The sequence below is a fragment of the Komagataeibacter nataicola genome (assembly GCF_003207795.1).
GTDB classification, from domain to species: domain Bacteria; phylum Pseudomonadota; class Alphaproteobacteria; order Acetobacterales; family Acetobacteraceae; genus Komagataeibacter; species Komagataeibacter nataicola.
Map to the genome: position 1 here is coordinate 71,198 of NZ_NIRT01000011.1, position 19,012 is coordinate 90,209.

General features: G+C 64.2%; 18 protein-coding genes. 10 read left to right on the forward strand and 8 right to left on the reverse strand.

The genetic code is table 11. The annotated features are described in order from the left end of the window. Nucleotides 1-5 precede the first annotated feature (5 nt). The 4 genes from CDI09_RS08265 to CDI09_RS08280 form a co-directional block, all read right to left on the reverse strand. Nucleotides 6-1,070 carry a transporter gene (locus CDI09_RS08265; RefSeq protein ID WP_408884491.1) on the reverse strand — a complete coding sequence of 355 codons (1,065 nt, stop codon included), beginning with the start codon at nt 1,068-1,070 and terminating at the stop codon, nt 6-8. A 116-nt stretch (nt 1,071-1,186) separates the two neighbouring features. Further along, entirely contained in the window at nt 1,187-1,585 is a 399-nt protein-coding gene (locus CDI09_RS08270; RefSeq protein ID WP_078527983.1) for a DUF3597 domain-containing protein, read from the reverse strand. A 65-nt stretch (nt 1,586-1,650) separates the two neighbouring features. Continuing rightward, nucleotides 1,651-2,949 carry an adenosylhomocysteinase gene (ahcY, locus tag CDI09_RS08275; RefSeq protein WP_078526077.1) on the reverse strand — a complete coding sequence of 433 codons (1,299 nt, stop codon included), beginning with the start codon at nt 2,947-2,949 and terminating at the stop codon, nt 1,651-1,653. A gap of 79 nt (nt 2,950-3,028) precedes the next feature. Further along, nucleotides 3,029-4,054 carry a dipeptidase gene (locus CDI09_RS08280; protein ID WP_078526079.1) on the reverse strand — a complete coding sequence of 342 codons (1,026 nt, stop codon included), beginning with the start codon at nt 4,052-4,054 and terminating at the stop codon, nt 3,029-3,031. Between the two features lie 188 nt (nt 4,055-4,242). Between CDI09_RS08280 and CDI09_RS08285 the strand changes: the two genes are divergently transcribed. The 4 genes from CDI09_RS08285 to CDI09_RS08300 all read left to right on the forward strand — a co-directional run bounded on the left by CDI09_RS08285 (nt 4,243) and on the right by CDI09_RS08300 (nt 8,058). Beyond that, nucleotides 4,243-5,076 (forward strand): aldo/keto reductase, encoded by an 834-nt coding sequence (locus tag CDI09_RS08285; protein ID WP_078526081.1) that lies wholly within the window; start codon nt 4,243-4,245, stop codon nt 5,074-5,076. Nucleotides 5,077-5,239: 163 nt separating this feature from the next. Next, nucleotides 5,240-6,373 (forward strand): lytic transglycosylase domain-containing protein, encoded by a 1,134-nt coding sequence (locus CDI09_RS08290; RefSeq protein WP_078526083.1) that lies wholly within the window; start codon nt 5,240-5,242, stop codon nt 6,371-6,373. 34 nt (nt 6,374-6,407) lie between these two features. Then, a complete protein-coding gene (locus CDI09_RS08295) occupies nt 6,408-7,031 on the forward strand; it encodes a peroxiredoxin (protein ID WP_078526085.1) in 624 nt (207 codons plus the stop codon). Between the two features lie 295 nt (nt 7,032-7,326). Then, a complete protein-coding gene (locus tag CDI09_RS08300) occupies nt 7,327-8,058 on the forward strand; it encodes a CbtA family protein (protein ID WP_078526087.1) in 732 nt (243 codons plus the stop codon). Here the strand turns inward: CDI09_RS08300 and CDI09_RS08305 are convergent. Continuing rightward, entirely contained in the window at nt 8,049-9,257 is a 1,209-nt protein-coding gene (locus CDI09_RS08305) for an ABC transporter substrate-binding protein (RefSeq protein ID WP_078526089.1), read from the reverse strand. The two genes, CDI09_RS08300 and CDI09_RS08305, sit on opposite strands and share 10 nt — an antisense overlap. A 206-nt stretch (nt 9,258-9,463) precedes the next feature. Here CDI09_RS08305 and CDI09_RS08310 point away from each other — a divergent pair, with 206 nt between their 5' ends. From CDI09_RS08310 to CDI09_RS08325, 4 genes are all read left to right on the forward strand, one after another. After that, entirely contained in the window at nt 9,464-10,585 is a 1,122-nt protein-coding gene (locus CDI09_RS08310) for a lysophospholipid acyltransferase family protein (RefSeq protein WP_249034009.1), read from the forward strand. A gap of 166 nt (nt 10,586-10,751) precedes the next feature. After that, nucleotides 10,752-12,989 carry an EAL domain-containing protein gene (locus tag CDI09_RS08315; protein WP_078527985.1) on the forward strand — a complete coding sequence of 746 codons (2,238 nt, stop codon included), beginning with the start codon at nt 10,752-10,754 and terminating at the stop codon, nt 12,987-12,989. A 108-nt stretch (nt 12,990-13,097) separates the two neighbouring features. Further along, the gene (locus CDI09_RS08320; protein ID WP_078526093.1) at nt 13,098-14,822 is read left to right on the forward strand and encodes a putative bifunctional diguanylate cyclase/phosphodiesterase; all 1,725 of its coding nucleotides are present in this window, start codon (nt 13,098-13,100) and stop codon (nt 14,820-14,822) included. Then, nucleotides 14,819-15,268, forward strand: a complete 450-nt coding sequence (locus CDI09_RS08325) for a hypothetical protein (protein ID WP_078526094.1) — start codon at nt 14,819-14,821, stop codon at nt 15,266-15,268. Before CDI09_RS08320 ends, CDI09_RS08325 begins: the two co-directional genes overlap by 4 nt. 123 nt (nt 15,269-15,391) lie before the next feature. Here CDI09_RS08325 and CDI09_RS08330 read toward each other — a convergent pair whose 3' ends face one another. From CDI09_RS08330 to CDI09_RS08340, 3 genes are all read right to left on the reverse strand, one after another. Beyond that, nucleotides 15,392-15,994, reverse strand: a complete 603-nt coding sequence (locus tag CDI09_RS08330; protein WP_236944469.1) for a hypothetical protein — start codon at nt 15,992-15,994, stop codon at nt 15,392-15,394. A gap of 323 nt (nt 15,995-16,317) precedes the next feature. After that, nucleotides 16,318-16,452 (reverse strand): hypothetical protein, encoded by a 135-nt coding sequence (locus CDI09_RS18815; protein WP_257788362.1) that lies wholly within the window; start codon nt 16,450-16,452, stop codon nt 16,318-16,320. A 224-nt stretch (nt 16,453-16,676) separates the two neighbouring features. Then, complete coding sequence (locus CDI09_RS08340; protein ID WP_408884492.1) at nt 16,677-17,270, reverse strand: hypothetical protein; 594 nt, start codon at nt 17,268-17,270, stop codon at nt 16,677-16,679. Between the two features lie 86 nt (nt 17,271-17,356). Between CDI09_RS08340 and CDI09_RS08345 the strand changes: the two genes are divergently transcribed. Both CDI09_RS08345 and CDI09_RS08350 read left to right on the forward strand, forming a co-directional pair. Further along, nucleotides 17,357-17,743 carry a LexA family protein gene (locus CDI09_RS08345; RefSeq protein WP_078526099.1) on the forward strand — a complete coding sequence of 129 codons (387 nt, stop codon included), beginning with the start codon at nt 17,357-17,359 and terminating at the stop codon, nt 17,741-17,743. A gap of 3 nt (nt 17,744-17,746) precedes the next feature. Next, nucleotides 17,747-19,009, forward strand: a complete 1,263-nt coding sequence (locus CDI09_RS08350) for a Y-family DNA polymerase (RefSeq protein ID WP_078526101.1) — start codon at nt 17,747-17,749, stop codon at nt 19,007-19,009. Nucleotides 19,010-19,012 lie beyond the last annotated feature (3 nt).

Sequence of the window (19,012 nt, forward strand, 5' to 3'; positions counted from 1 at the left end):
CGCGCTTACAGCAGCTTCATGACCTTGAGCAGGAACCACGTAATCATCATGAAGATGAAGCAGATGCCGCCTGCCTCCACCGTGCCCATGCCGCCCGAGGCCAGGAACATGCCACCCGTGTTCATGCCAAAGAAACCGGTCACGAAGGTGGCGGGCAGCATGAGCGTGGTCACGATGGAGACGGTGTAAAGGCGGCGGTTGGTTTCTTCCGCCTGGCCCGATGCCAGTTCATCCTGCAGCGAGCGCGCGCGGTCCTGTAGCGCGAGAAGGTCATCGAGGGCTGCGTGGATCTGGCGCTGCGAACGGTCGCGTATGTCATCTTCCGCCCATTCGGGCAGTTCAAGATCCTCGTTGTGGAAGATGCGGTCCACTGGCGAAATCACGCGCCGCAGTTCGGTCGAGCGGCGGCGCACGCGCCCGATCAGCCCGCTGATGCGACCGAAATCGGTGTGCTGGTCCAGCGTCAGCAGCAGGTCCTCGGCACGGTCGAGCTGGTCATCGAGCATGGCGATGTTGCGCCGCACGGTATCGGCGAATTCCAGTAGCGTATGATCCACGACCTCGGCGGGGGAATCGAAGGATTCATTGCGTTGCAGCGCGCGGTACACCACGCCAAGCGCCGGCACCGGCTGGCGGCGGGTGGTGATGAGCAGGTCGGGCAGCACGGCAAAGCGCCAGGCGGAGAGGTTCTTGTCATCCTCCGACATGGCATCATCAAAGCCGGGCAGGGCGCCGTAAACGATGTCGCCTTCCGCCTCGACATTGGTGCCGCGATCGGTGCTGCCGAGTGCGAGGCGCACTTCCTCGGGCAGGCAGGGTATGGCCTGAATATGGGCGCGGCTGGCGGTGTGAACGATATCGTAATGCAGCCAGACCCATGAATCGGGGCTGGCGGGCGAGCCGCCTTCAAGTGCGCGCGTGATCTGTTCATCATCGAGGCGCACGGGGCGGTGGCCGGACTGGCAGCCAATGGCCCAGACCAGCCCGTTCGAGATGGATGTGGCGGGCGGCCTGCCCTCCATCGGCATGGCGGCGGCATCCGCTGCGGGAAAGTCGGGAACGGTTTCCATCGCTTGTCCCTCCATCATGCCGCCTGGTGCGGCTGTCGTGTCCGGGCGTGGCTGACATGAAAACGGGCGGGCGGCGGCCGCAGGCCACACGTCCGCCCGCTTCAGGCAACCGCGCCTTATTTCATCAGGTCGGGGGAGACCTTGCCGCCATTGGCCGCAAGCTTCTGCATGACCTGCTTGATCAGCCAGACATTCATGGAAGCGGAATCGTTCATGTCGCCGCTGTAGTGCAGTTCGGTGGCCAGTTCCTTGCGCGCGGCAAGCGAGCTGTCCAGCCCGAGCAGCTTCATCAGGTCAACGATCGAGGTCTGCCAGTTCAGCTTCTCGGGGTTCTTGGCGGCCAGCGCGCTCAGCACGGCATCCACGTCCACCGGCTGGACAGGGGCTGCGGGGGCTGCTGCGGGCGTTGCGGCGGCAGGGGCGGCCGCAGCGGCTGCGGGAGTTGCTGCCGGTGTGGCGGCTGCAGCGGTGTGGCTGCCAAAAATCTTGGACAGGATCGAACCGAAAATGCTCATGGTATCTTTAAACTCCATCAAATTGGCCCGGCGGGCGCCGGGCCTTTCAGGCCGTGTGGCTGGCTTTAGTAACGATAGTCCTTGTTCTTGAACGGACCGTTGACCGGCACGTCAATGTATTTGGCCTGTTCGTCCGTCATCCGCGACAGATGGGCCCCGACCTTGGCCAGGTGCAGGAAGGCCACCTTCTCATCAAGGTGCTTGGGCAGGGTGTAAACCTTGTTTTTGTACTTGCCCTTGGGCGCTTCCCACAGTTCGATCTGCGCCAGCGTCTGGTTGGTGAACGACGCGGACATCACGAACGAGGGGTGGCCCGTGGCGTTGCCAAGGTTCACCAGGCGCCCTTCGGACAGCACGATCAGGCGCTTGCCATCAGGGAAGACGACCTCATCGACCTGCGGCTTGATGTTGTCCCACGTGTAGTTGCGCAGGGCATTGATCTGGATCTCGGAATCGAAATGCCCGATGTTGCACACGATCGCGCGGTGCTTCATCTCGCGCATGTGCTCGATGGTGATGATGTCCACATTGCCCGTGGCGGTGACGAAGATATCGCCGCGCGGCGCGGCCTCTTCCATCGTCACGACCTCATAGCCTTCCATTGCGGCCTGCAGCGCGCAGATGGGGTCGACCTCGGTCACGAGCACGCGGCAGCCCGCGTTGCGCAGCGATGCGGCGGAGCCTTTGCCCACGTCGCCATAACCGGCGACCACGGCCACCTTGCCGGCCATCATCACGTCCGTGCCACGGCGGATGGCGTCCACCAGGCTCTCGCGGCAGCCATACAGGTTGTCGAACTTCGACTTGGTCACGCTGTCATTGACGTTGATGGCCGGAACCTTCAGCGTGCCCTTCTTTTCCATCTCCCACAGGCGGTGCACGCCGGTGGTGGTCTCCTCCGACAGGCCGCGCACGTTCTCGAGCAGTTCGGGATACTTGTCGTGCATGAGGATGGTCAGGTCGCCACCATCATCGAGGATCATGTTCGGCGTCCAGCCATCCGGCCCATGAACCGTCTGCTCGATGCACCAGTTGAACTCGTCTTCCGTCAGGCCTTTCCATGCGAACACGGGTACGCCGGTGGCGGCGATGGCGGCTGCGGCCTGGTCCTGCGTCGAGAAGATGTTGCATGACGACCAGCGCACCTCGGCGCCGAGCGCCGTCAGGGTCTCGATCAGCACGGCGGTCTGGATCGTCATGTGCAGGCAGCCTGCGATCCGCGCGCCCTTGAGCGGCTGGGTGGGGCCATATTCCGCGCGCAGCGCCATCAGGCCCGGCATTTCGCCTTCAGCGATCGAGATTTCCTTGCGGCCCCACTCGGCAAGCGAGATGTCCTTGACCTTGTAGTCGGTGCTGGTGGTCATGTTTTATCCTGTATTCGTTAATTCGGCACAGGATATACCCGTTTGGGCGCGACTGATCCAGAGCGGGCGGGATTTGTGTTCACGCGCCCGTGCGGGCGACCGCATCGGCCTGATCGAGCAGGCGCAGGAAGTTTTCACCCCATAGCGCCGCGATCTGGGCGTGGTCATAGCCCCGGCGCTGGAGTTCGGCGGTGAGGTTGCCCGATTCCGAGGCATCGGCCCAGCCGCGTATGCCGCCACCGCCATCGAAATCCGATGAGATGCCGACATGCTTGATGCCGATTCGCTGCACGGCGTAATCGATATGGTCCACGAAATCCGCCACCGTGACGGGGCGGAGGTCACGCACGTCGCGCGGGCGCAGGAAGGCGTCCATCGCGGTGATGTGGATCACGCCGCCACACGCGCGCAGCGCGTCGAGCTGGCCATCATCGAGGTTGCGGGGATGGTCGCACAGGGCCCGCACGCAGGAGTGGCTGGCAAACACCGGCGCGCGTGAGAGTTCGACCGCCTGCATCATGGTGTCGCGCGCGGTGTGCGACACATCGATGAGCATGCCGGTGCGGTTCATTTCCGCTATTGCCGCCCGCCCCAGCGCCGACAGGCCGCCATGCAGGGTTTCGGGGTCATTGAGGTGGTGCATGGGGCGCGCCGAGTCGGCCAGGCTGTTATGGCCGTTATGGGTCAGCGTCATGTACCGCGCGCCCAGGGCGCGGAACTGCCCGATCAGCGAGAGGTTGTCGCCCATCGCGTAGCCGTTCTCCACGGCGGGCACGATGGCGATGTCACCGGCCGCATACGCCGCGCGCACGCCTGCTGCCGTATCGCACACGCGCACGCCCTCTGTCCGGCCCGCATCATTGATCACGCGCAGCATGGCCAGCGCGCGGGCCGAGGCGGCCGCATGCCCGTCCGCATCGCACGCGCCCTGGCCCACATAGGCCACGAGGCATGCCGCCCGCAGGCCGCCTGCGCGCATGCGCGGCAGGTCCACCCGGCGCGAGGGCGCGCCCGTGGCGAAGTCACCCCGGTCGGGCCACGGAATATCCACATGGGTATCGAGGGTCAGGATCGTGTGGTGCAGGTCGGCGGATGTATCGGTCATTCGGTCCTCGTCTGGTGCTGATAATGAACCACATGCAGCCCAGTCCTGAAAACTGGGCATAAAACAAAAGCCGCGTGATGTCGTTAGGGTGACAGACGGCGACACGTCCTGCCCCGGCCTGGTCGCCACCCTGCCGCCCTTGCGCCGGGGCACCATGCAACGCCGGGGCGCCAGGCGAAGGAACGACCATGACCACCATCCCCCTGCTGACCCTCAATGACGGACGCAAGATCCCCGCAATCGGGTTTGGCACCTATCCCCTCGACAACCCGCAGGCCGAAGCCGCAGTGCGCGAGGCGCTTGCCGCAGGCTACCGCCTGTTCGACACCGCCGCGCGTTACGGCAACGAAAGCGGGGTGGGCACTGGCCTCCTCAGCTTTGATGTGGGGCGTGAGGACATTTTTGTCACCACCAAGCTGCGCGGGGCCGAACAGGGCTTTGACAGCACGCTGCGCGCATTCGAGGCCAGCCTCGAGCGGCTCAAGATGAGCTATATCGATATGTATCTCATCCACTGGCCGCTGCCGGGCAAGGATCTTTACGTGGAAAGCTGGAAGGCGATGATCCGCCTGCAGAAGGAGGGGCGGGTGCGCTCCATCGGCGTATCCAACTTCCTGCCCGAGCACCTGCAGCGCCTTATCGACGAGACGGGTGTGACGCCCGCGGTCAACCAGATCGAGATGCATGTCGATTTCGCGCAGGCCGCGCAGCGTGAAGTCGACAGCAAGCTGGGCATCCTCACGCAGGCCTGGAGCCCGCTGGGGCGTGGCGATATCCTGAAGGACCCCACCCTGGGCCGCGTGGCCGAGCGGCATGGCCGCACGCCCGCGCAGGTCATGCTGCGCTGGGTGGTGCAGACGGGTTCGGTGCCCATTCCCAAAAGCGCCCATCCCGAGCGCATGCGCGCCAACCTGCGTGTGTTCGATTTCCAGCTGACCGATGAGGACATGCGCGACCTCGCCACCCTTGATGCCCCGTCCCACCGCACCGGCGGCGACCCGGCCACCTATATCGAGGAATAACCGCGCGGCACCTGCCCTGCTGCCGCCCGGGCGTGGTGGTGGCGGGGCAGGATTGCACAAGCCGGAACCACGCTGTTATGGTGCGGCGCCCGTTCCCTGCCGGGCGGGCCATGTCGGCACGTCCTTCACGGGTGCGCGGGCATGAGCAGGATCACGGCACGACATGGCAGTAGCGCAGGCATACGCAGCATCCGGTGAAGCGGACAACCGGACCGGCTGGCCCTTCCGCCCTTCGCCCCGCAGCCTCCTGCGCTGGCTGGCGCTCGGGCTTGCGGGCGCGCTTGCCGCCTGCGCCCATAATGGCGCGGGCACCATGAGCGAAGACCAGATGATGCACGAGGCCGAATCCTACCGCGCCCGTGCCCATGCCAATTACACGCCGCCCGGGCCGCCAGATGACCCGTGGGGCCCCTACATCACCGAGGCCTCGCAGCGCTTTGACGTGCCTGCGGTGTGGATACGCGAGGTGATGCAGCGCGAATCGGGTGGCCAGCTTTACCGCAACGGGCAGTTCGTGACCTCGCTGCCTGGCGCCATGGGGCTGATGCAGCTCATGCCGCCCACCTATGACGAGATGCGCGCACGCTACAACCTTGGCCCTGACGCCTTCGAGCCGCATGACAACATCACGGCAGGCACCGCCTATATCCGCGGCATGTATGACATCTATGGCTCGCCCGGCTTCCTGGCCGCCTATAACAGCGGGCCGGGGCGGCTGGATGATTTTGTCGATCACTATCACACCCTGCCCAAGGAAACGCGTGACTACGTGGCCGCCATCGGGCCGCGCATCGCGGGGAGTTCGCCCGTCAACCGCTCGCAGGCCGACCTGCTGATCGAGGCGCGCGCCATGGCCCGCGCGCAGGCCGCCCAGAACAGCCGGGGTAGCCGCAGCCGGGGGCGGCAACTGCTGGCATCCGTGCCCCGAGGGGGCGCGCCCGATACATCCTCGCCCGAGGCCTCCGCCGTGCGGGCGGCCTGGCGCGCGCGTGAGCAGGGTGGCGTGGCCCCCATGTCGGCCGCGGGCGAGCACCCCGGCGTAATCAGCATGGCCAGCGGGCATGGCTGGAGCGTGCAGGTGGGCGCCTATGGCTCGGCAGGGCAGGCGGAGCATGCGGCGGGGCAGGCGCGGGCGCGGGTTTCGCTCAGCGGCGTGCGTACGCAGGTCGCAAGCGTTGCATCCGGGCATGGGCATGTCTATCGTGCAAGGCTGACCGGCCTCTCGCACGATGCTGCGCAGCAGCTATGCCAGAGGCTGGGCGGCTCGGGCTGTCAGGTTCTGCCGCCTGCCACATGATGGCATTGGCCTCCGTAACGGGGTGTGAGGAAACATGAGGTATTTTTACAGGCGTTCACGCGGGGCGCTGCCAGGGCTGTGCCTGCCGCTGGTGGGCCTCATGGCCTTTGCCGGGTTCATCTGCTTCTCGCCCGCGCATGCCGCCCTGCCGGTGGGCAGCCAGGCCCCCCTGTTCGATGCCCAGGCCACGCGCAATGGCAGCGAGTTCAGCTTTCGCCTGGCCGATGCGCTCAGGCAGGGGCCGGTGGTGCTGTATTTCTACCCTGCCGCCTTCACCCGTGGCTGCACCATAGAGGCGCATGACTTCGCCGATGCCATGGACCAGTACAAGGCGCTCGGCGCCACGGTCATTGGCGTTTCCACCGATGACATGCCCACGCTGGACCGTTTTTCGGTCAGTGAGGGGCATGGCCGCTTTCCCGTGGCGGCCGACCCGCATGGCGAGATCGCGCGCAAGTATGACAGCCGCCTGCCGCTGCTCAACCGCGCGAGTCGCACGTCTTACGTCATCGCACCTGATGGCAAGGTAATTTACGCCTACAGCGCGCTTTCGCCTTCCGGCCATGTGAGCAAGACCCTTGATGCGCTCAGGCAGTGGCAGGCGGCACGGGGCCAGGCTACCAAAGTGTCGCTGCCCGCAGCCCCCACGGCTCGGTAACGCTCCCCAAATCGTATCCTGCAGGCCATCGCCTTTCATGATGGCGGCTGGCGCGCACGGTCGCGGCAACATTGACTTGGCACGCCTGCGCGTTATTGACTGCCCCTTCACCCTGCTGCGGGGGGAAGCCGGTGGGATTCCGGCACGGTCGCGCCACTGTGCACCGCATGGACCATGCGGAAGTCAGACCTCCCCGACAGCGCCTTCATCCATTTCCGTTACGGGACGCGCTTTCCCCACAGGAGCACAGCCATATGTTTATCCTTTCCTCCCCTTTGCGCCGGGGCATGGCCTGATGGCCGGTCGCCTGCTGCTGCGTGGCATGCTGGCCGGTATCGTGGCCGCCTGCCTTGCGTTTCTTTTCGCCCGTGTCTTTGGCGAGCCCCAGGTCAATCTGGCCATTGGCTATGAAGCCGCGATGGATGCCGCGGCCGGCGAGCCGCCGGAGGTTGAACTCGTCAGCCGCGCGGTGCAGGCCACGGCAGGGCTGCTGACGGCGGCTGTCATGTATGGCGCGGCCTATGGCGGGGTGTTCGCGCTGGTCTTTGCCGCCGCCTATGGCCGTATTGGCCGTTTTTCGCCGCGCATGCTGGCCATGCTGCTCGCGGCGGGAGGCTTTGTGGCCGTGGTGCTGGTGCCTGACCTCAAATACCCCGCCAATCCGCCTGGCGTGGGCAACCACGAGACAATTGGCCTGCGCACGATGGCCTATTTCGAGATGGTGGTCTTTTCCATCTGCGCCCTGATTATGGCGGTGCTGGCCGGGCGGCAGCTTGCGGCGCGGCTGGGCAACTGGAACGCCAGCCTGTGCGGCGGGGTGGCCTTCGTGGTACTGGCTGGCCTGCTGCAATGGGCGCTGCCCACCGTCAATGAAGTGCCGGACAACTTCCCCGCCCAGGTGCTGTGGCACTTCCGTGAGGCGGCTCTGGGCATGCAACTGGTGCTGTGGGGCAGCATGGGCTTTGGCTTCGGCCTGCTGGCCGAGCGCGTGCTCGGCCGCTCCACCGCCCTACGGCATTACGGCTGAGCTGTCGGCTCATCCGCCCCGGTTGCATCGCCCGCAGGCTGCGGTGCGGCCATGCTGGCTGGCGTAGGCGGGGTGCCCCCCGAGGTATCCTTCATCACGTCGGCCCATAGCGCGCGCAGCCGGGCATCCATTGCGTCATTCACGATGGGGAAGGAGTGGCTCGCCGCGATATAGGCGGGCTGCTGCGCCCAGTGCAGGGCGGCGCGGGTGGCGTCATCAAGCGGAGCGCGCGTGTTGGCGGGCATGCCCCAGTAGCATGATGACGTGGCCAGCCGCGCCTGGGCGGCAGGCGTGCGCAGGTATCTGGCAAACGCCAGCGCCAGCGCCTTGCGCTGCGAGGCCTCGACAATCGAGATGCCATGCTGCCAGCGGATGCCGCCCTGCCGGGGCACGGTAAAGGTCAGGTCCGGCCTGGGCGGAGGGGCATGGGCATCGGCATCGGCTGTTGTCACGGTGCCGCCTTCATCCACGCCCGCCGTGGTCCAGCCGCCGCCACCCACCACAATATCCACCTGCCCGTCGGCCAGGGCCTGCTGCACGCTCGCGGTATCGCCCACCAGGCTCGCATTTGCGCGCAGTGCCGCCAGTTTGTCGTGCAGGGCGGGCAGGTCGGCCTCGGTCAGATGGTCCGGGTCCAGGCCGAGCGCCAGCGCCACGTAGGACAGGATGGGCAGGTAGCTGTCATAGATGGCGATGCGCCCCTTGTAGCGTGGCTGCCAGGGGGCGTTGATGTCGTCCATGTCGGGGGCGGATACGTGGGCCTGGTTGAAGGCCACGGCATGGAAGCCGTATTTCTCCGGCACGGAATAAAGCTGGCCCTGATACGACCCGCTTGCGGGGCTGGCGATGGCGGGGGGAATGTCGGTGGCGGGGAAAACCGCCGGGTCGAGCGGGGCAAGCAGCCCTGCCGCCGCAAGTTGCGGGGCGGCCGTCTCCTCCATGATCACCACATCCCAGTCACCGGCCTGTGCCTGGCGCAGGATGCCGCGCACGGCCTCGGTGCCGTCGATATCCTTGAAGTGGATGCGCACCTTGTTGGCCTGCTCGAACGGACCGAGCAACTCGGGGTCTTCGTGGTCGCACCATGTCAGCACGTTCAGGACCTCGTCAGCCGCCCGCAGCGGTGTGGGAGCCATTGCGGCAAGGAGCGAGAAGGCGGTCGCGGCAGCAAGGATGCTGCGACGGCTGCGTGCGGACATGGGAAATTCTCCTCCAGGATCAACCCCCAGCATGAACGGGTCAGGGAGTGAGGTCCAGTGTACAGGTGGCGTTTCGCGCGGTCATTCCGCACCCACAACGGGAGAGCGCCCGTGTCATGACAGGCGTGGCGTGCAGGACACGCCTAGCTGCCCGCCCGTTTGCCCCATATTGTCGCGCGCCATGATGGCGGGCTATGGATAGCCGCATGATCGCCGATTTCATCCGCCGTCTTGCCCGGCGCCGTTCCCCGTCACCCGCCATGTCCCGATCCGCCCTGCGCGCTTCGCGGCAGGTGATTGCGCCCAGCCCGGGCTCGGAGGCGGCGCGGGCCATCGCCACGACCACGGTCATGCCTTCGGGCCGCCTGCGTGAATATGCCCGCACGGCGCGCGGCGTGGGGCGGCTTGCGGCCATTACGGTGTGGGTGCCGCTTTCGGTCGGGTTCGAGGCGGTGCTGCTGCTCGTGCCCGGCACCGCCAAGATTCGCTGGACGCGCATGGTCTGGGGCGGGCTGTGCCTGCTTCTGTCGCTGCGCATCCGCGTGGTGGGGCGTAGGGCCGGTGGCGTGGGCGGGCGCAGGGCGCGCCAGAATGGCGAGCGGCCCGTCATTTATGTGTCCAACCATTCCACATGGCTTGACGTGCCGGTGCTCGGCACGGTGCTGCCATCGAATTTCGTGGCCAAGGGCGATATCGAGGGCTGGCCCATCATGGGGCTGGTCTCGCGCATCGGGCGCACCATATTCGTCAGCCGCCAGCGCAGCACCACGGGGCGCGAGCGCGACGAGATGCTGCACCGCCTGATGGTGGAAGGCGACAACCTGGTCCTGTTCCCCGAGGGAACCTCATCGGACGGATCGCGCGTGCTGCCCTTCCTGTCCGCCTTCTTCGCCATTGCCAAGCCGCCGCGCCTGCCCAAGGGCAAGGGGCCGGTCGAGCCCGACAGCGAGGCCGCCGCCATTGCCGCGCGCCCGGGCATGACGCCGCTCATCCAGCCGGTCTCGGTCGTGTATGACGAGCTTGAGGGCCTGCCGGTCAACCATGCGCGCCGCCCGGTCTTTGCGTGGTATGGCGACATGGAGCTCGGGCCGCATGTGTGGCAGCTGCTTAAATGGCGCTCCATGCGCGCGACCGTGCTGCTGCACCCCGCACTCGACCCTGACGACTTTCCCAGCCGCAAGGCGCTGGCGCAGGCAGCCTGGCGGGCGGTGGCGGCTGGCGCTGCCGAACTGCGCCAGAACCAGCCCCGGCCCGAGCAGGACAGTGCTTATGCCTGCCGCCCGCTCGCAGGCATGCTGCCACAGGATCTGGAACGCCACGGCAACTGAGATGTTGGCGGCTTTGTGTCAAGATTGAGGCATGTCATGTTTCCGCATGGGCATAAACCATAGTATGATGCCCACGCCGCGTGGTCTGGTGCCCGTTGCCGCATGGCCATGATCGAATCTGGCTGCGTGATGACGCGCCGGGCGGATGCCTGCCCAGGCCAGAAAAATGATCTCACATGGCGCGGTTGGTCGTGCCGATGTTCTGGAGTTTACGGTGGATCAGCCGAAGATTAGCGCCGATGTCCTGCTTTCTGCGATGGAGCAGGCCATTGACCCCATGGTCGTGATTGATGAGCACAACCTCATCATCTTCTTCAACGCGGCGGCCGAGAAGATATGGGGCCGGTCGCGCGCGGATGTCGTGGGCCACAATGTCAGCTGCCTCGTGCCCGAACCCGAGCGCGCCAGCCATGACGGCTACATCAACCGCAACCGCGAAACCGGCGAGGGCCGGATTGTCGGCACCTCGCGCGAGGTCGAATTCCGCCGTGCCAATGGCGACCATGTCTGTGGCGAGCTGTCCATCTCGCGCGTGCAGGTGAGTGATTGCGGCAAGATCTACTACATCGCCGTGATGAAGGACGTGACCGAACCCAGCCGCCAGCGCAAGATCCTGGTGTTGCAGAATGACGTGCTCCAGGCCCTCGCCTCCGACATGAGCATACAGGAAGTGGGCGACCTCCTGTGCCGCCGGGTGGACAGTTTCGTGCCTGGCGCGGTTGGTGCGCTGATGCTGATCGACCGCTCGCGCAAGCTTTCGGTCAGTGCCTCGCCCTCCATGCCCCGGCGCTACCGGGCCGCACTCGACAGCATGGAACTCACCCCCGAACAGCTTGAAACGCTGCGCGCCAACCCCGCGGCCAGCAATACCGTGGTGTGGGATGGCTATGCCTCCCTTGCCCGCTCGCTCGGGCTGGAGCGGTGCTGTTCGTCCGCCATCGTCTCGCGCACGGGGCAGGTCATGGGCGTGTTCGCGCTGTACCTGCGCGGTGATGAGTCCGATCTGGCATGGGCGCAGCGCGTGGTCTCGACCAGCATGCCTTTCTGCGCGCTGGCCATCGAGCAGAGCGAGACGCGCCAGCATATCGCCCAGCTTTCCAATTTCGACAGCCTGACCGGGCTGCTCAACCGCACCTCGCTGCATAACATCATCGAGCGCCTTATCATGCGTGGCGGTGACAGCCAGTTCTCGCTGTTCATGGTCGATATCGATCGTTTCCGCGATATCAACGACGCGCTTGGCCATGTGAATGCCGACCGCTTCCTTATCGAGATCGGCCGCCGCATCCGCCATCTGGTCAAGGATGAATACATTGTCAGCCGCTCCGGTGGTGACGAGTTCATCATTGTCGTGCCCGAATGTTCGCATGAGCGGGCCGAGAAGTTTGCCGAGAACCTGATTAACGCCATCGCCAAACCGTTGCAGGTGGGCGAGAACACGCTCAGCATATCGTGCTGCGTTGGCATCAGCACCTTCCCCGCCAACGGGCCGGACAGCGAATCGCTGCTCAGCCATGCCGATGCCGCCACCCGGCAGGCCAAGGATGACGGGCGCGGCCTGTACCGCTTCGCGGGCCATGAAAAGAACCAGGTGGCGCAGGACCGGCTGGTGCTTGGCTCGGCGCTGCGCGATTCCCTCTCCAAGGGCATGCTCAACCTGCATTACCAGCCGCAGGTCGAGACCATGACCGGCGGGCTTTATGGCGTGGAGGCGCTCTCGCGCTGGCACCACCCCACGCTGGGCAACATCTATCCTTCCCGCTTTATCGCGGTGGCGGAGGAGACCGGGCAGATCGAGGCCATTGGCCGCTGGTCGCTTGAGGAAGCATGCAGCCAGATGGTGAAGTGGGATCGCGACGGCGTGCGGGTGCCGACCGTGGCGGTCAACCTTTCCGCCGTGCATTTCCGCAATCGCGGCCTGCCCGAGCACATCGCCAATCTGCTCAAGCACCATGGCCTGACGCCGGACCGCCTGACGGTGGAAATAACCGAGAGCGTGATGATGGACAGCAGCAGCGAGACCGAGGAGGTGCTGCATGCCATCCGCAGGCTCGATGTCGGGCTGTCGATGGATGATTTCGGCACCGGCTATTCATCGCTCTCGCGGCTGACCCGCCTGCCACTGACCGAGATCAAGATCGACCGCAGTTTCATCAACGATTTCGAGCATGACACCAACGCCCAGGCCGTGACCATGGCGGTGATCGGCATCGGCTCGCGGCTGGGCATGACGGTGGTGACCGAAGGCGTGGAGACCGAGCAGCAGTGGCGCCTGCTGGAGGAATTGCATTGCGATGTGATGCAGGGCTATCTTTTCTCCAGGCCACTGCCCCCGGCGGACCTGGAAAAATGGTTCCGCGAGCGTCAGGAGCGTGGCTCGTTCCTTATTCCAACCACGGCGTAGAGCATGCGGCGCCCCGCAAGGCTGGCGTTGCCAGCGCCATGCGCGGGGGGCGGTTTGAGTTCATGAAGCATAACAGTTTGTTTTTCATTACGGATTCCAGGCGGGGACATGGCATTGCAACACGATGATCGGCTGCGGGCCCTGACGCATCAGGATGCGGATTTCTGGGCTGATCTGGTTGATAATGTCCTGATTGTCGCGATTACGGATAGCGAGGGGGTCATCACCTACGTGAATGACCGCTTCTGCGAGATAAGCCAGTACTCGCGTGAGGAACTGGTGGGGTCTACGCACCGGATCGTCAATTCCGGCTATCATGATACCGATTTCTTCCGCGATCTGTACCGCACCATCAAGGCGGGGCAGTTGTGGCGCGGCAATATCTGCAACCGCGCCAAGGATGGGTCGCTGTACTGGGTGGCCACCACCATCATCCCCAAGATCGACCGGCAGGGCACGATTACAGGGTATGTGGCCAGCCGGTTCGAGATTACCGAACTCATGAACACGCGCGACCGGCTGTGTGAACTCGCCGAGACCGATACCCTGACCGGCCTGCTCAACCGTGGTGGCTTCAACACCGCCCTGGCCGATGAGATCGCGCGCTGCCGCGAGCCGGGCATGACCGCGCACCCCGCGCTCGCCATGTTCGACCTTGATGGCTTCAAGCAGATCAATGACGTGCATGGCCACCATGCGGGTGACATCGTGCTGCGCGCCATCGCCTCGCGGCTGATTGAACTGACCCATCCCGATGATCCGGTCAGCAGGCTTGGTGGCGACGAGTTTGCCGTCATCCTGCACCGCACGCTCGAGGATGTATCGCTTGAGCGGTACATGGACCGCCTGCAGGCCATCCTTGAGCGCCCCATCGATATCGAGACGGTCACGGTGAGCGTTGCGGGCAGCATCGGCGCCGTGCTGCTAGATGGCACCGACACGATGGAAGACGTGCAGAAAAATGCCGACATGGCGATGTATGCCGCCAAGCGCGCGGGCGGCAAGCAGTCGCAGATGTTCACCAAGAACCTGCGCGAACGCGCGCAGGCGCGTGTCTCCATTCTCAGCGAGGCGCGGTGCGGGGTCGAGCGCAACCAGTTCGAGGTCTATTACCAGCCGATCGTGAACTGCAAGACGATGGAAGTGGACCAGATCGAGGCGCTGCTGCGCTGGCAGCACCCCGAGCGCGGGCTGCTCGCGGCGGAAGACTTCTCCGACGTGTTTACCGATGCCGGCCTAGCCCAGGCGATGGGCCCGCGCATGATCGAGGCTTTCCGGCGCGATGTGTGCATGTGGAACGAACAGGGCCAGCCCGCGCGCCAGCTTGCCATCAACCTCTCGCGCATGGACCTGATCCGCGATGACTACCAGCGCGAGCTTGAGGAATCGCTGCGGCGCTTCAACATGTCGCCTGAGAACTTCGTGCTTGAGGTGACGGAAGCCATGCTGCATGGCCGCCGGGCGGAGCAGGGCATCCGCAACCTGCGTGAACTGGCGCGGGCGGGTTTCCGGATCGCGCTCGATAATTTTGGCAAGGGCATCACGGTGCTGAACCATTTGCGTGAGCTGCCGTTCTCACAGGTCAAGATCGACCAGAGCATGGTGGCGAACATCGTGGGCAACCCCGATGCCTGCATGGTCCTGTCCAGCCTGATCGACATGGGGCAGGGGTTCAACATGGAAGTCACGGTCGAGGGTGTTGAAAACCGCGAGCAGTTTGAACTCGTCACGGCGCTCAAACCCGAGCGCATCCAGGGTTTCTTTGTCTCCTCGGCGCTGTCCTCGCAGGATATCCTCAAGCTGCCCAGGCGTTTTGAAGGGGTTACGCTGTGAGTGACGACACGCCCCGCACCGTAGCCGCGCGCATTGGCGATGACCTGCCGCGCGTGGATGTGATTGGCCTGGCCAATACGCGGCGCATCATGCATGCGGAGCGGCATAATGATGGCTCGCGCATGCCGCTGTTCATCCCCACGGCCTCATGGGCGCGGTTGCTGGAACTACATTGCATGGGGGCGGGCGAGCAGCCACGTCTTGCGCCCTCGCGCGTGATGGACGGACTGGAGCGCGCCCTTGGCCGCATCATGACCGAGGTGGTGCGCCATGATGCGGGGCAGGATGCGCCGCTGCGCCCGGCTTATGAAGTGACATCCGACCTGTTCGGGCCGGAAGGGCCGGTCGAGATCCGCATGCTTGTTGACAGCACGACCGGCGTTGCCTGCATGCTGGCGGGGCCGCCTGCGGATATTGCGGCACTGCCGCTTGAGATGACTTCCTGATTATAAGGGGCTGTTTGAAAAGTCAGGCTTTAATATCCTGAAATTATAAAAGTTTTGGTGAAGTTTTTCCAACAAGCTTCAGAAGATGCGGCCTTTTCGAAAAAATTCGGCACCCGGAAACTTTTATTTTGCGCTTGCCGGTGCGGGCGTAACAGGTGTCGGCGGAGGGGCAGGCTGCGCGTCGAGCCTGGGCGAGTGAAAGGCGGAGACGGGGCCGAAGACTCCTGTCTTCACATGCCGCATGGACGGGACCGGCTGGCGCACGCAGCCGCGGGTTACGATGGAGCACACGCCGTCCGTCCCCATCATTTCATCATCATCGCCGCTATAATGCACCTGGGTGACCCTGTCGTTTTCAAAGCGGATATCGGCAATGCAGGTCTTGCCTGCGCCGCCGAGTGTCGTTTCGGTCAGGTTGACGACCGACTGGAGCGGGATCAGCGTCGAATCATTGGTGGAGGGAATATTCAGGGTGCGGGAATATTCAAAAATCTGCACCGTATCGCTGATTTTCTTGGTCTTGTCGGGAATGCCCACGCAGGACTGCACATCCGTGCTGTTCATGCCGATCATGGTCATCTGCGCGCGATGGGCGGCGCGTGAATCCGTATAACCACACCCTGAAAGCCCGCTGAGGCCAGCCAGCCCCGCCACAAGTGCCATAGCCTGCCACAGGTGCAGGCGGTGCCGTAGGGCGGTAAAACGGGCGGCTACGGGTATATTCATATTGCCTCTGTCAAATGTCTGGCCCCGTGCAGGCCCTGTGTGGCGTGAACAGGTGTGTGATGCCGACACAAACCGGTTTGTGAAAGCGGCCTGAAAAGCATGCGCCCGAAACATCCTGCAAACGGAAGGGCGTTTGTGGTGAATATTTTTTCAAAAAGCTTTAATGAACGCCGTCTTTTTGGAAAAAGGCAGCGTTCAGAAACTTTTATTCTTTTTATCAATGCGTTGTTTCGAAACCATCTCGTGTACCGAAATAATAACGCACCAGGGCGGGAAGAGTTCTCGCGGTGTGGGCCTGCGTCTCGTGGCATGCGCAGGGCCGGTCATACGCTTCGCCATGTCTGCGCGAGATGGTCGCCAGATTTGCAGGGAGCAGCGCCGGGATGATCGGGCGCGTTTACGGGCATCATGGCTCCGGACGGGCTGAGCAGGGCCATGGCCGCCCTATCGGTGCTCATCAGATCCCGTGGACCAGAGCAGCAGGGAACCGTGCTGATAAAAAATGTAAGGAAATGATGGTGCTGCTGGACAGGATTGAACTGTCGACCTCTCCCTTACCAAAACACATTACCCCCGCAAAATCAGGGACATTCCATCAATAAAGCCGCCAATAAATTAAACGTGGCAACGATTCGTGCATGTAATTCTGGTCCAGTGGACCAGAGAGACATTTCACGATTCGTTATCGTCGACGTCGATTCGGGTTTCCTACGAGTGGGGCGACCGGGATAGGTTCAAAACACTCCTTTATGGACCAGTTATCAATCATTGCCTCCACCCTCCCACGCAGTTCCTGGCGGTCGGCAATCAGTCGCTTGGCCTCAGCATGCCGGGCATCATCGTTCTGCGCGAACATGGACGCCTCATAGCCAAGCTGCCTGCCCATCTCCACATCCGGCATGGACGACAGCGGCGCATAGGCCACCGGCAGGCTGATCGTCTGCCCGTGTGTCCGGTTGGTATCCGCCTGCATCCCGAATGTAGGTGCAGTCGTAATCGCTCCCACGCTGAACTGACCGCCCTGCGTGAACTGGCCGGAGAGCTGTAACGTCACGTCACCCGCAATCGTGCCCACCACCGGGTCGGGCGTATGCTGGCTGCACTGGGCGGCGCGCACGGCGCGCGTGAACCGGGCATCCTGCTCCGCCGTCCAGTCACCTGCATGCGATACCGACACCACCCCAGCCTGCGCCAGGCTGGACTGGATGCCTGCCATGGCCTGCGGGATGGTGGTGGAGATCCTCGCGGGATGGATTGCGCAGGCAGAAAGCACCATGCAGCAAAACATTACGAGAACAAACTTGACACCGTTTGGCTTGTTCATGTTACGTTCATTTCATATTTGAGAGGGATGGGCGAATCATGTCAGGTGCGTATGCAGGAGACAGGACCACGGGCTTTGCCTCCCCTGCGTCTGACAGCACCGAGGGGCCAATTGACCTGAGCGCTGCTCTCGACCTGCAGCGCCCCAACCGCTACCCCGTCCGCGTAGTGGGGGATGCGCTGGCCGCGCGCGGCATCCTGCATGGAGATATCCTGATCGTGGACACAGCAGCCCGGCCACAGTCTGGCTGCGTGGTCGTGGCGCGCTGGCAGGATCAGACCATCGTTTGCGAGATCACCCGGCAGGGCGGCGGCTGGTGGCTTCGCTCGGGTAAGGGGCAGGACGCCCAAATGCATCGGCTGGACCCGGCGCATGATTCCGAGGTCTGGGCCGTGGTCGCGGCGCTGGTCCGCACGCAGGTCTAGGCCATGCCGGTCTATGGTCTAATCGACGCGAATTCCTTCTACTGCTCATGCCAGCGCGTGTTCGAGGCCAGCATCCGTGCGGTGCCGGTCGTGGTGCTGAGCAACAATGACGGCTGCGCCATCGCGCGGACAAAAGAGGCCAAGCGGCTGGGCATCAAAATGGGGGAGGCTTGGCACCTGGTCAGGCGGCGGCCCGAACTGAAGGGCGTGCGCTGGTATTCCAGCAATTACCCGCTTTATGCCGACATGAGCCGCAGGATGTATCAGGTGCTCGAAAGCCGGGTGCCGAGGGTCGAGCCCTATTCGATCGATGAGATGTTTCTCGACCTGTCCGGGCTGCCCTATGACCTACCGACTTTCTGCCGCCAGTTGCGCCACGAGGTGCGTGCCGTAGCGAAGATTCCGACCTGTATCGGCTGGGGGCCGACCAAGACCATCGCCAAGCTGGCCAACGGGATTGCCAAGGACCGGCCTGAACTGGATGGTGTGTGCGACCTGGATCGCGAGGCCGACCGGCAGGCCGTCTATCGTGAATTACCCATCGGGGAAGTATGGGGCATCGGCCGCCGCATTGCCGAGCGGCTCCAGCGCGCCGGGATCCAGACGATTGCCGATTTCGTGGCCATGGACAGCCGCGCCGCGCGGGACATGCTGACTGTGGTCGGTGCCCGGGTCCAGTCCGAACTGCGCGGGCAGTCCTGCCTGCCGCTGTCCGAGGTCGCGGCCCCGCGCAAGGGGCTGGCCTGCACCCGCACCTTCGGGCGCCTGGTCGATAACTGGACCGACCTGCGCGAGGCCGTCTCCCATTACGCTACCACGGCAGCGGAAAAGCTGCGGGCAGAGGGAATGACCGCGTCGTTCCTGACCGTGTTCATCCAGACCAACCCGCATCAGAAAGATACGAGCTGGTATGCCAACCAGCAGTCATGCGGCATCGAGCCGACTTGCGACACGCTGGTGCTGATCACCGAGGCGCTCCGGCTCCTGCGCAAGATCTGGAAGCCAGGGTATCGGTATTTCAAGGCGGGCGTGATGCTGGATGGCCTGTGCCCAGCCGGGCTGCAGGCTGGCCTGTTCCAGACCCGTGACCCGGTGAAGTCATCCCGGCTCATGGATGCGCTTGATGCGGTGAACGGGCGCTATGGCCGGGGCACGTTGAGGCCGCTGTCCACCGGGCTGGACCGGACATGGCGCGCCCGGCAGAGCCTGCTCTCGCCAGCCTACACGACGCGCCTCGAGGACATCATGGAGGTGAAGGCGTGGTGACGG